Origin of the sequence: Klebsiella indica (genome assembly GCF_005860775.1) — a bacterium.
Lineage (GTDB): Bacteria > Pseudomonadota > Gammaproteobacteria > Enterobacterales > Enterobacteriaceae > Klebsiella > Klebsiella indica.
Genome location: NZ_VCHQ01000008.1, coordinates 24076 through 36909, shown reverse-complemented (window position 1 = coordinate 36909; position 12834 = coordinate 24076). Strand labels below are relative to the sequence as shown.

8 protein-coding genes are annotated in these 12834 nt (G+C 54.4%); 7 read left to right on the top strand and 1 reads right to left on the bottom strand.

Annotated elements, in window-relative coordinates; all coding sequences use genetic code 11:
• Positions 1-2: 2 nt before the first annotated feature.
• The 5 genes from FE839_RS06720 to FE839_RS06695 all read left to right on the top strand — a co-directional run bounded on the left by FE839_RS06720 (position 3) and on the right by FE839_RS06695 (position 6205).
• On the top strand, positions 3-446 hold the full coding sequence (locus FE839_RS06720; RefSeq protein WP_138360076.1) for a flavodoxin: 444 nt from the start codon (positions 3-5) through the stop codon (positions 444-446).
• 485 nt (positions 447-931) lie between these two features.
• Positions 932-2281 carry a galactarate/glucarate/glycerate transporter GudP gene (gene gudP / locus FE839_RS06710; RefSeq protein WP_138360075.1) on the top strand — a complete coding sequence of 450 codons (1350 nt, stop codon included), beginning with the start codon at positions 932-934 and terminating at the stop codon, positions 2279-2281.
• A 5-nt stretch (positions 2282-2286) separates the two neighbouring features.
• Positions 2287-3627 (top strand): enolase C-terminal domain-like protein, encoded by a 1341-nt coding sequence (locus FE839_RS06705; RefSeq protein ID WP_138360074.1) that lies wholly within the window; start codon positions 2287-2289, stop codon positions 3625-3627.
• 26 nt (positions 3628-3653) lie between these two features.
• A complete protein-coding gene (gene gudD, locus FE839_RS06700) occupies positions 3654-4994 on the top strand; it encodes a glucarate dehydratase (RefSeq protein ID WP_138360073.1) in 1341 nt (446 codons plus the stop codon).
• 71 nt (positions 4995-5065) lie between these two features.
• Positions 5066-6205 carry a glycerate kinase gene (locus FE839_RS06695; RefSeq protein ID WP_138360072.1) on the top strand — a complete coding sequence of 380 codons (1140 nt, stop codon included), beginning with the start codon at positions 5066-5068 and terminating at the stop codon, positions 6203-6205.
• 31 nt (positions 6206-6236) lie between these two features.
• Here the strand turns inward: FE839_RS06695 and barA are convergent, their stop codons facing one another.
• Positions 6237-8978, bottom strand: a complete 2742-nt coding sequence (barA, locus tag FE839_RS06690) for a two-component sensor histidine kinase BarA (RefSeq protein WP_138360071.1) — start codon at positions 8976-8978, stop codon at positions 6237-6239.
• Positions 8979-9100: 122 nt separating this feature from the next.
• Between barA and rlmD the strand changes: the two genes are divergently transcribed.
• Both rlmD and relA read left to right on the top strand, forming a co-directional pair.
• Positions 9101-10456 (top strand): 23S rRNA (uracil(1939)-C(5))-methyltransferase RlmD, encoded by a 1356-nt coding sequence (rlmD, locus tag FE839_RS06685; RefSeq protein ID WP_138360070.1) that lies wholly within the window; start codon positions 9101-9103, stop codon positions 10454-10456.
• Between the two features lie 63 nt (positions 10457-10519).
• On the top strand, positions 10520-12757 hold the full coding sequence (relA, locus tag FE839_RS06680) for a GTP diphosphokinase (protein WP_138360069.1): 2238 nt from the start codon (positions 10520-10522) through the stop codon (positions 12755-12757).
• The last annotated feature ends 77 nt before the right edge of the window (positions 12758-12834 follow it).

Genomic DNA, 12834 nt, shown 5'->3' with positions numbered 1-12834 from the left:
TCATGGCAGAAGTTGGCATTTTTGTCGGCACGATGTATGGAAATTCACTGCTGGTCGCCGAAGAGGCGCAGGCCGTTCTGAGTGGACTGGGACATCAGGCGACGGTCTTTGAAGATCCGGAGGTCAATGACTGGGAATCATATACCGGGAAATATGCGCTGGTCGTGACATCAACCACCGGGCAGGGGGATTTACCGGATAATATTGTGCCGTTGTACGAAGGTATCAAAGATATGTACCAGCCGCATTTGCGCTATGGCATTATCGCCCTTGGCGATAGCACTTACGCCAACTTTTGCGGCGGCGGCCTGAAGTTTGATGCGTTATTGCAGGAGCAGGGCGGCACGCGCGTTGGCGACATGCTAAAAATTGACGCCAGCGAACACCCGGAGCCTGAAAGCGTCTCGAACCCCTGGGTAGAGCAGTGGGCGACGCTGCTGGATTAATTAAAGTTTCGCCCTCTCCCTACGCAGAGGGCGTCTCTTTTCACGCATTTTCAATGCCAGTAGCCGGATTAACGGTCAAAAAGAGTGTAACAATTTTTCACCCTATCAGCTTCAGGCGTTTGCCTTAAAACCGCTTCGATAGCAGGGCCTTTTCCGGGCTATTTCACCGGGTCAAGAGAGTTAATTCACACTCCTGTCGTTTGCGTCGTTTTTTTCACCCCTGACCAGGCGCGGCTTTTCATTTCCGTGAACTATCCCCCATCCTCTCAGGCATAAGCCACAAATCAGATTAATCATCGCCGCAAAAGCTGTGTATTTGCACGGTGAGCCAACTCGCCCCTCTTTTTATACTTTTCCTGCCAGTGACAATGCAGTGCCAGATATAACGAAAATTATGAAAAAACACCCACACGTCATTCTGAGTACCCTACAGGTTGTGCTGTTCAGAATGAATGTAGCTAACGCTATGATTCAGGAGTGCAACAATGAGTTCATTAAGTCAAGCGGCGAGCGGCGCTGAAAAGCGCACCAATGCTCGCTACTGGATAGTGGTGATGTTGTTTATCGTCACATCCTTCAACTATGGTGACCGCGCCACGTTATCCATTGCCGGTTCGGAGATGGCCAAAGATATTGGCCTCGATGCGGTTGGTATGGGCTACGTCTTCTCTGCGTTTTCATGGGCCTATGTTATTGGTCAGATCCCAGGCGGCTGGTTACTTGACCGCTTTGGTTCAAAACGCGTCTACTTCTGGTCCATTTTTGTCTGGTCCATGTTCACTTTGCTGCAGGGCTTTGTTGATATCTTTAACGGCTTCGGCATTATCGTCGCGCTATTTACCCTGCGTTTCCTCGTAGGGTTAGCCGAGGCGCCTTCCTTCCCCGGAAACAGCCGTATCGTGGCGGCATGGTTCCCGGCGCAGGAGAGGGGAACGGCGGTCGCTATCTTTAACTCCGCGCAATACTTTGCCACCGTTATCTTCGCGCCGATCATGGGGTGGTTGACCCATGCGGTGGGCTGGTCGCACGTGTTCTTCTTTATGGGCGGTCTCGGGATCATTATCAGCTTTATCTGGATGAAAGTCATTCATGAACCTAACCAGCATCCAGGCGTAAACCAAAAGGAACTGGAGTATATCGCCGCGGGCGGCGCGCTGATCAATATGGATCAGCCCGGCGCGAAAACGAAAGTGCCGTTCAGTGTGAAGTGGGGGCAAATCAAACAACTACTGGGGTCACGCATGATGATTGGCGTGTATATCGGCCAGTACTGTATCAACGCCCTGACCTACTTTTTTATTACCTGGTTCCCGGTCTATCTGGTGCAGGCGCGCGGCATGTCGATTCTGAAAGCGGGTTTTATCGCTTCGGTTCCGGCCATCTGTGGCTTCGCGGGCGGCGTACTTGGCGGGATCATTTCCGACTGGTTGATGCGCCGGACAGGTTCGTTAAATATTGCGCGTAAAACGCCAATTGTCATGGGCATGCTGTTGTCGATGGTGATGGTGTTTTGTAACTACGTTAGCGCTGAGTGGATGGTCATCGGTTTTATGGCGCTGGCCTTCTTCGGTAAAGGTATCGGTGCGCTGGGCTGGGCGGTGATGGCGGATACTGCGCCGAAAGAGATCAGCGGCCTGAGCGGCGGTCTGTTTAATATGTTCGGCAATATCTCCGGCATCGTCACGCCAATTGCGATTGGCTATATCGTTGGCGCCACGGGCTCGTTTAAAGGTGCGCTGGTCTATGTCGGCGTTCATGCGCTGGTTGCGGTACTGAGCTATCTGGTGCTGGTGGGTGATATTAAACGCGTTGAACTGAAACCTGTCAGAGGATAAGGATAATGACAACCCAATCGAGTCCCGTTATTACTGATATGAAGGTCATTCCGGTGGCCGGGCACGACAGCATGTTACTTAACATCGGCGGCGCGCATAACGCCTATTTTACCCGCAATATCGTGGTGCTTACTGATAACGCCGGGAATACCGGCGTTGGTGAAGCGCCGGGCGGCGAGGTGATATATCAGACGTTGGTGGATGCGATCCCGATGGTTTTAGGTCAGGAAGTTGCTCGCCTGAATAAAGTGGTTCAGCAGGTGCATAAAGGCAACCAGGCCGCTGACTTTGACACCTTTGGTAAAGGCGCCTGGACCTTTGAGCTACGGGTGAATGCGGTCGCGGCGCTGGAAGCCGCGCTACTGGATTTGCTGGGCAAAGCGCTTAACGTGCCGGTCTGCGAACTGTTAGGCCCGGGTAAGCAACGTGATGCGGTCACCGTTCTGGGCTATCTCTTCTATGTGGGCGATCGTACAAAGACCGATCTGCCCTACCTGGAGAGCACGCCGGGCAATCATGAGTGGTATCGTCTGCGTCATCAGGAGGCGCTGAACAGTGACGCGGTGGTACGTCTGGCGGAAGCCTCACAGGATCGCTACGGCTTTAAAGATTTTAAACTGAAAGGCGGTGTGCTTCCCGGCGAGCAGGAAATCGAAACCGCCCGCGCGCTGAAAAAACGTTTCCCGGATGCGCGTATTACGGTCGATCCTAACGGCGCCTGGTTGCTCGATGAAGCCATCTCCCTGTGCAAAGGGCTGAATGATGTACTCACGTATGCTGAAGATCCGTGCGGCGCCGAACAGGGTTTTTCAGGCCGCGAAGTGATGTCTGAGTTCCGCCGTGCGACGGGGTTACCGGTGGCGACCAACATGATTGCCACCAACTGGCGCGAAATGGGCCATGCGGTGATGCTAAACGCGGTGGATATTCCGCTGGCCGATCCGCACTTCTGGACGCTCTCCGGCGCGGTGCGCGTGGCGCAACTGTGCGATGACTGGGGCCTGACCTGGGGCTGCCACTCTAATAACCACTTTGATATTTCGCTGGCCATGTTCACTCACGTCGGTGCGGCTGCGCCGGGTAAGCCCACGGCGATTGACACCCACTGGATCTGGCAGGAGGGCGATTGCCGCCTGACGAAGCAGCCGCTGGAAATTAAGAGCGGAAAAATTGCCGTGCCGGATGCGCCAGGTCTCGGCGTCGAACTCGACTGGGAGCAGGTTAACAAAGCGCATGAAGCGTATAAAAAACTGCCCGGCGGCGCGCGCAATGACGCAGGCCCGATGCAGTACCTGATCCCTGGCTGGACTTTTGACCGTAAACGTCCCGTTTTCGGCCGTCACTGATTGTGTAATTTAATAAGGACCGAATTATGAGCACACAATTTACTACCCCGGTTGTGACCTCCATGCAGGTGATTCCGGTTGCAGGCCACGACAGTATGCTAATGAACCTGAGCGGCGCGCACGCCCCGTTCTTCACGCGTAATATTGTGGTGATGAAAGATAACGCTGGTCATACTGGCGTTGGCGAAATTCCCGGTGGCGAGAAAATCCGTAAGACTCTGGAGGATGCCATCCCGCTTGTAGCAGGTAAGACGCTGGGGGAATATAAAAACGTACTGAGCGCCGTGCGCAATACGTTTGCCGATCGCGATGCGGGCGGTCGCGGTTTGCAGACCTTCGATCTGCGTACCACTATTCATGTGGTGACCGGGATTGAAGCGGCAATGCTTGATCTGCTGGGGCAGCATCTGGGCGTGAACGTGGCGTCACTGTTAGGAGAGGGTCAGCAGCGTAGTGAAGTAGAAATGCTGGGCTACCTGTTCTTCGTTGGCAATCGTAAAGCGACGCCGCTGCCCTACCAGAGCCAGCCGGATGAGAAGTGCGACTGGTATCGTCTGCGTCACGAGGAAGCGATGACGCCAGATGCGGTTGTTCGCCTGGCGGAAGCGGCATATGAGAAGTATGGTTTTAATGACTTTAAACTGAAAGGCGGCGTGCTGGCCGGGGAAGAAGAAGCGGAATCAATTGTCGCGCTGGCGAAACGCTTCCCGCAGGCGCGCGTGACGCTGGATCCAAACGGCGCCTGGTCGCTGAATGAAGCGATCAAAATCGGCAAATATCTGAAAGGCGCCCTGGCCTATGCGGAAGATCCTTGCGGCGCCGAGCAGGGTTTCTCCGGGCGTGAAGTGATGGCTGAATTCCGTCGCGCCACCGGGCTGCCGACGGCGACCAACATGATTGCCACCGACTGGCGTCAGATGGGGCATACGTTGTCGCTGCAGTCCGTGGATATTCCACTGGCGGATCCGCACTTCTGGACTATGCAGGGTTCCGTCCGGGTGGCGCAGATGTGTCACGAGTTCGGTCTGACCTGGGGCTCGCACTCTAACAATCACTTTGATATTTCGCTGGCAATGTTTACTCACGTGGCAGCGGCGGCTCCGGGCAAGATCACCGCTATTGATACTCACTGGATCTGGCAGGAAGGCAACCAGCGTTTGACTAAAGAACCGTTTGAAATCAAAGGCGGGATGGTTCAGGTTCCGGCGAAACCCGGTCTGGGCGTAGAGATCGATATGGACCAGGTAATGAAAGCCCACGAGCTGTATCAGAAACACGGTCTCGGCGCGCGCGATGATGCCATGGGGATGCAGTACCTGATCCCGAACTGGACGTATGATAATAAACGTCCGTGCATGGTGCGCTAAGGACATGCCGGTCCCTGCGGGGCCGGTTTTTTTCCGCGGTGTGGGGTAAATGCTCATTTTAAGGACAGCTTATGAAGATCGTGATCGCGCCTGATTCATACAAGGAGAGCCTGAGTGCACTGGATGTTGCAACTGCGATAGAGCAGGGTTTCCGGGAGATTTATCCCGACGCGGAATATATCAAACTGCCGGTTGCTGATGGCGGCGAAGGGACTGTTGAAGCCATGGTGGCCGCCACGCAGGGATATCGGGTTGCGGTTACCGTTACGGGGCCGCTTGGTGAACCGGTGGCGGCTTTTTATGGGCTTTCGGGCGATAAGCAGTGCGCTTTTATCGAAATGGCGGCAGCAAGCGGCCTGGAAAGCGTACCCGCAGCGCAACGTAATCCGCTGTTAACCACGTCGTGGGGAACCGGTGAGCTTATTCGTCACGCCCTGGACGCAGGCGTTAAGCAGATCATTATCGGTATCGGCGGCAGTGCGACTAACGACGGCGGCGCAGGAATGGTGCAGGCGCTGGGCGCAAAGCTGTTGACTAAAGACAATCAGCAAATTGCCCCTGGCGGCGGCGCACTGGATAATCTGGCGCGCATTGATGTTAGCGGGCTTGATCCACGTCTGGGCGGATGTCGTATTGACGTTGCCTGTGATGTCACCAACCCGCTGACGGGGCCGCAAGGCGCGACGGCGGTATTTGGGCCGCAAAAAGGCGCAACGGCGGAGATGATCGTTAGCCTGGATAAGGGGTTGGCTCACTTTGCCGGGATTATCTATCGCGACTTAGATGTTGATGTGTTGAATCTTGAAGGCGGCGGTGCGGCGGGTGGTATGGGCGCGGGATTGTATGCCTTTTGCGGGGCGAAACTGCGTCCCGGCATCGAGATTGTGACTGACGCTTTACATCTTGTTGATGTGGTGGCTGATGCGGATCTGGTGATTACCGGTGAAGGGCGTATTGATAGCCAGACTATTCACGGAAAAGTTCCGGTTGGCGTGGCGAGAGTGGCAAAACGCTATGATATCCCCGTGATTGGGATTGCCGGAAGCCTGACCGCGGATGTCGGCGTGGTGCATCAGCATGGCCTGGACGCTGTTTTCAGCGTCATTTACGCTATTTGTACGCTTAATGAGGCGCTGGAAAACGCGGCTGACAACGTGCGTATGACGGCAAGAAACGTCGCCTCGGTACTGAAAATGGGGCAAATGTTATAAGTTTTCCCCGGCCGAACGTCTGGCCGGGGTTTTACATTCCCGTCAGCTTACACCCTTCTCGTGTGACGTTATTCATCTCATCCAGCAGTTCCAGAAGCTCGGGTTCCAGCGCTTCGGCAGCGGTGCCAGCGCGCAGTTGCCTCTCGATGGTCTGACATATTTTTTTCAGCCGCGGCACGCCGCTGTAGCTACAGCTGCCGTGGAGTTTATGAATCAAATCCAGCAAGCCTTCCGGATGTTCACCGACCAGTTGCTCCTCTACCGTATTACGGACTTCCGGCATAAAAGCGATAAGCATTTGTAGCATTTCCCGCGCCAGGTCCGGCTTCATCGCTGACTGGCGCAGCGCCAGTTGCCAGTCAAGAGTGACATTATCATTAATGGGCATTTCGCTGGTGTGTGTCGCCGTATGCTTTCCCGGCTGGTAGCGAAGCAACAGGCTGTAGAGTTTATCTTCCTCAATAGGCTTCGCCAGATAATCGTTCATTCCCGCGCTCAGTAATTTCTCCCGCTGTCCTTCCAGCGCGTGTGCCGTTACGGCGATCACCGGCGTGTGTTGCTGATGAGGAATCTGGTGAATCAGTTCGCAGGCGCGGATACCGTCCATATCCGGCATTTGAATATCCATCAGAATCAGATCCTGCTGCGCGTCCCTGGCTCGTTCGACGGCGTGCTGCCCGTTATCACACAGGATGACGTGCTGAACCAGGTCTTCCAGTAGTGCGCCGATAAGCTTAAGATTCGCTGGATTGTCATCCACCGCCATCACCGTCATCGGCAGTTTTTTACTCTCTGAACGCGCTGGCAGGATTGTGGATTGCGCCAGGCATGAGGCCATCAACGCAGGAAGCAAACGCGTTGAGGTCAGGGGTTTGAGTAAACACGCTGCGATGCCATTATGCTTCAGCGCTTCGGCACTTACCTGAGCGTGGCACGGTAGCGCCAGCAGCAGATGGTCGGCTAGCGTACAGGCTCTTTCCAGCTTATCGCGGTGCTGATTCAGATCGCGTATTGATACCGGAATACCGACCAACAGAATATCGTAATGAGCATCCGGTAGAGAGGCCAGGGTCGGGAAGTAGGCCACCTTCAGCGGCGTGGTTTCCAGTAGCTCCATCGTACACTGCGCCGCTACCGTATTCGCTTCAATATAGGCTAGCTTCTTTCCCTCCAGACAGTCGGTCGATACGCTGTCGGGAACCGCGTTAGGATTGAGATCGAGACTGATATGGAACCAGAATGTTGAACCGCGATTCGGCTGGCTATGGAAGGAGATATCTCCGCCCATCTCTCTTACCAGGCGCTGGGTGATGACCAGCCCCAGACCGGTACCACCATGACGACGGGAAATACTGGCGTCCGCCTGGCGGAATGCCTGAAACAGGCGTGATTGGTCGCGTTCAGGAATACCGATGCCGGTATCGTGGATCTGTACTTCAATTTGCACTCTTGAGTTGCTGATATCGCGCTGTTCTACCCGTACGTCTATATTGCCGTGTTCAGTGAACTTGATGGCGTTACCGATGAGGTTGGTAATAATTTGCTGCAGGCGCAGCGGGTCGCCAATCACATTATCCGGCACATCATTTTTGATGCTCAGCGTCAGTTCCAGTCCTTTATCATGCGCCGAGTGCGCCAGCAGCGTGACCACTTCATCCAGTGAATTGCGCAGCAGGAACGGAATACTTTCGAGAATGAGCTTTCCGGCTTCAAGCTTAGAGAAGTCCAGAACATCGTTAATGATGGCCAACAGATTGTTCGCTGAACGCTCAATCGTTGTGAGATGATCGCGCTGGGTGGTATTTAAATCGGTTTTCAGCGCCAGACGCGTAAAACCAATAACCCCGTTAAGCGGGGTACGCAGCTCATGGGACATATTGGCGAGGAATTCGGATTTAATCCGCGCCGCTTCCTGTGCGCGTTTTTTCGCCAGATCCAGCTCAACGTTCTGGATCTCCATCTGCTCAAGGGTTTCACGCAGATCGGACGTCGCCTGATCGACGTTATGCTGCATCTCCTCATGGTAGGCCGCCAGCGACATCGCCATGGAGTTAATGCCGTTTTTTAGCATATCCAGCTCACCGAGCATAAAGCCTTCAACGCGGCTATCAAGCTGCCCGCGACGAATACGATCAACGGTATTGACCATATTACGAATTGGCCCGGTGACGTCACGCATCAGCCGCCAGCCGAAGATCAGCGCGATACCGATACAGAACAGCATCATCACGCTGGAGATGAAAATCTCTTTATATTGCTGTAATCGTACCGATTTAAGATCCAGTTCAAGCGCCACATAGCCCAGCATATTATCCGGCATCTTAGCGTCACTCTCCGGTGATTCATCCGGTGAATAGCTTTCTGAGACAATAGGGGTGCGTAAAATCATCAAATCATCATGGCGAGTAACGCTTAAATGGCGGGGGAAGGGGGTACCTTCCGGCAACTGAAGCTCACCGGGATCGAGCTGAAAGTTGGAGGTGACAAACAGCCTGTTGTGCGAGTCATAAATGGAAATGGCCCGTACAATTTCGGAATGGCGGCGATGTAGCACGCTGATTAACTGTCCGATTGACTCGCGGTTTTGCAAATTCATGCCATATTCGCTGGAGACCGCCAGTGGTTCGATAATACTGGCTCCGGCATCTTCAAGCTGGCGCTGTAGATCGTTATAGCGGTGTGCGACGAAAAAAATACTGAGCAGCAAACCGATCAGGACGGTCGGCGCCAGAATAAGCATCATCATGCGGGCACGAAGGCTGTAGTTGGTCATGCGGTTCCATTATGGGAGAATAGACATATCATTCTTCAGGCGGCGAGCGTGTAGCTGGTGTGTCGCAACCTGAAGGAACGCATATTTTGAGTCAATATCTTTAATTGAGACATATCTCTACGATGGCGCAATTCTACTCTGCAAAACGGCGTGTGACGACGCGCCAGATCATACCTGTTACGGTAAATGACCTTGACCCTTTTGGCCAGGGTGTTGCGCGTCACCAGGGTAAAACATTATTTATTCCCGGATTATTGCCGCAAGAGCAGGCCGACGTTGTGCTGGTCGACGAGAAAAAACAGTATGCCCACGCTCAGGTTAAACGCCGTCTTAGCGATAGTCCACAGCGGCAGACTCCGCGCTGCCCGCATTTTGGCGTATGCGGCGGATGCCAGCAACAGCATGCCAGCATTGCGTTGCAGCAGCAGAGCAAACGCGCTGCGCTGGCCAGACTAATGAAGCGGGATGTTGATGAGATTATCGCCGGGGCGCCGTGGGGCTATCGTCGGCGGGCGCGTCTGAGCTTGAATTATCAGTCAAGGACCCAACAATTACAGGTAGGCTTCCGCAAGGCTAATTCAAATGAAATTGTCGATGTGGTGCAATGCCCTGTACTGGCGCCTGAACTTGGTGCATTGCTGCCTGCGGTGCGTGAATGCCTGTCAGGTCTACAGGGGGTTCGTCTACTCGGGCATGTTGAACTGGTCCAGGCGGATAACGGCCCGCTGATGGTGTTGCGTCACACCGCTTCGCTCCCGGCGACAGATAAAGAAAAATTGGAACGCTTTTCGCAATCCCACGGGCTTGCGCTGTATCTCGCCCCGCAGAGCGAAATACTGGAACATATTCGCGGGGAGAATCCCTGGTACACATCGGACGGTCTACGCTTAGTGTTCAGTCCGCGCGATTTTATCCAGGTGAACGATGGCGTTAACCAACTGATGGTGCGCACGGCGCTGGCGTGGCTTGATATTCAGCCGCAGGATCGGGTGCTGGATCTGTTTTGCGGAATGGGCAACTTTACCCTGCCGCTGGCGAAGCGGGCGGCGCAGGTTGTCGGCGTTGAAGGCGTTCCCTCACTGGTGGAGAAGGGGCGAGAGAATGCGGCGCTGAATGGATTGCGAAATGTGACTTTCTTTCATGAAAATCTGGAAGAAGATGTTACCCGCCAGGCGTGGGCGAAGCATGGGTTTGATAAAGTGTTGCTCGACCCGGCGCGCGCCGGTGCGCCGGGCGTAATGTTACATATTATAAAGTTAGCGCCGCGTCGGGTGGTGTATGTTTCCTGTAACCCGGCGACGCTGGCACGCGATAGCGACGTTTTATTGCAGGCGGGATATAAAATTCAGCGCCTGGCAATGCTGGATATGTTTCCACATACCGGCCATCTGGAATCAATGGTGTTGTTTGAGCACGAGCTTACACAAAATCATTCGGATCGCATTGGGGCGGCGGAAGCCCGGGCTGATGCGGTTTGAAGAAAAAAGTGTAAAAGTTGAAGCTTGCCGACTTCGGCAGGCTGGTCCCTTAAGGAGAGGACAATGGTTGCGGTAAGAAGTGCACATTTAAATAAAGCTGGTGAATTTGACCCGAAGAAATGGATCGCGAGTCTGGGGATTTCCAGCCAGCAGTCGTGTGAACGCTTAGCCGAAACCTGGGATTATTGTCGAGAGAAAACGCAGGGACACCCGCAGGCGGAGCTGTTGCTATGGCGCGGCGTGGAGATGGTGGAAATCCTATCCATGCTGAGCATGGATAGCGACACGCTGCGTGCCGCGCTGCTTTTCCCGTTGGCGGACGGTAACGTTGTCAGTGAGGAGATCCTCCAGGAGAGCGTGGGCAAGTCCGTCGTTTCCCTTATTCACGGCGTGCGGGATATGGCGGCGATACGCCAGCTTAAAGCCACCCATACCGATTCCGTTTCTTCTGAGCAGGTGGATAACATTCGCCGCATGCTGCTGGCGATGGTCGATGATTTCCGCTGCGTGGTGATTAAGCTGGCAGAGCGTATTGCGCATCTGCGTGAAGTGAAGGATGCCCCGGAAGATGAGCGCGTGCTGGCGGCTAAAGAGTGCACCAATATCTATGCGCCGCTGGCCAACCGTCTGGGGATTGGTCAGCTTAAGTGGGAGCTGGAAGATTATTGCTTCCGCTATCTGCATCCGGCGGAATACAAGCGTATCGCTAAATTGCTGCATGAGCGTCGTATCGATCGCGAACACTATATTGACGAGTTCGTCGGTAAGCTGCGCGCGGAGATGAAAGCCGAAGGCGTTAAGGCCGAGGTCTATGGGCGACCAAAGCATATTTACAGCATCTGGCGCAAAATGCAGAAAAAACATCTCGCCTTTGATGAACTGTTTGATGTCCGCGCGGTGCGTATTGTCGCTGAGCGCCTGCAGGACTGCTATGCCGCGTTGGGGATCGTACACACTCACTACCGTCATTTGCCGGATGAGTTTGATGATTATGTCGCCAATCCGAAGCCGAATGGCTATCAGTCGATTCATACTGTCGTACTTGGCCCGAGCGGCAAGACCATTGAAATTCAAATTCGTACCCGCCAGATGCATGAAGATGCCGAACTGGGGGTGGCTGCCCACTGGAAGTACAAGGAGGGAGCCAGCGCAGGCGCCAGCGGCGGACGAGGTTACGAAGATCGTATTGCCTGGCTGCGGAAACTGATTGCCTGGCAGGAAGAGATGGCGGATTCCGGCGAAATGCTGGATGAGGTTCGTAGCCAGGTCTTTGACGACCGGGTGTATGTTTTTACGCCGAAGGGTGATGTTGTGGATTTGCCGGCGGGCTCAACGCCGCTGGATTTTGCCTACCATATTCACAGTGATGTTGGCCATCGCTGCATCGGGGCAAAAATCAGCGGGCGTATTGTGCCGTTCACCTATCAGTTGCAAATGGGGGATCAGATTGAAATCATTACCCAGAAGCAGCCGAACCCAAGCCGTGACTGGCTGAACCCGAACCTGGGCTACGTTACGACCAGCCGCGGGCGTTCCAAAATTCATGCCTGGTTCCGCAAACAGGATCGCGACAAAAATATTCTGGCTGGACGGCAGATCCTTGATGACGAGCTTGAGCATCTGGGGATTAGCCTCAAGGATGCGGAAAAACACCTGCTGCCGCGTTATAACTTCAACGATCAGGATGAGCTGCTGGCGGCGATTGGCGGTGGTGATATTCGTCTTAATCAGATGGTTAACTTCCTGCAGGCGCAGTTCAATAAGCCAAGTGCGGCGGAACAGGATGCGGCGGCGCTGAAGCAACTGCAGCAGAAGACCTATACTCCGCAAAACCGCAGCAAAGATAATGGCCGCGTGGTGGTGGAAGGTGTGGGTAATCTGATGCACCACATTGCGCGCTGCTGCCAGCCGATCCCGGGGGATGAGATTGTCGGCTTTATCACCCAGGGGCGCGGAATCTCTGTGCATCGGGCGGATTGCGAACAGCTTGCGGAGCTGCAATCTCATGCGCCGGAGCGCATTGTTGACGCGGTATGGGGAGAAAGCTACTCGGCGGGGTATTCGTTGGTTGTGCGCGTCCAGGCTAACGACCGTAGCGGTCTGCTGCGGGATATCACCACCATTCTGGCAAATGAGAAGGTCAATGTGCTGGGGGTTGCCAGCCGCAGCGATACCAAACAGCAACTGGCAACGATTGATATGACCATCGAAATCTACAATCTACAGGTACTGGGTCGCGTGCTCAGTAAACTCAACCAGGTGCCGGATGTGATCGACGCGCGTCGCTTGCATGGTAATTAATCGCTTTCCAGGCCGGATAACGCATCAGCCGCTATCCGGCATTTTTTTACCTGATAAGGCCTGACGTGTCTTATCAG

Coding starts and splice junctions, on each gene's coding strand:
- FE839_RS06720 (WP_138360076.1), top strand. CDS start 3: ATGGCAGAAGTTGGCATTTTTGTCGGCACGATGTATGGAAATTCACTG.
- gudP (WP_138360075.1), top strand. CDS start 932: ATGAGTTCATTAAGTCAAGCGGCGAGCGGCGCTGAAAAGCGCACCAAT.
- FE839_RS06705 (WP_138360074.1), top strand. CDS start 2,287: ATGACAACCCAATCGAGTCCCGTTATTACTGATATGAAGGTCATTCCG.
- gudD (WP_138360073.1), top strand. CDS start 3,654: ATGAGCACACAATTTACTACCCCGGTTGTGACCTCCATGCAGGTGATT.
- FE839_RS06695 (WP_138360072.1), top strand. CDS start 5,066: ATGAAGATCGTGATCGCGCCTGATTCATACAAGGAGAGCCTGAGTGCA.
- barA (WP_138360071.1), bottom strand. CDS start 8,978: ATGACCAACTACAGCCTTCGTGCCCGCATGATGATGCTTATTCTGGCG.
- rlmD (WP_138360070.1), top strand. CDS start 9,101: ATGGCGCAATTCTACTCTGCAAAACGGCGTGTGACGACGCGCCAGATC.
- relA (WP_138360069.1), top strand. CDS start 10,520: ATGGTTGCGGTAAGAAGTGCACATTTAAATAAAGCTGGTGAATTTGAC.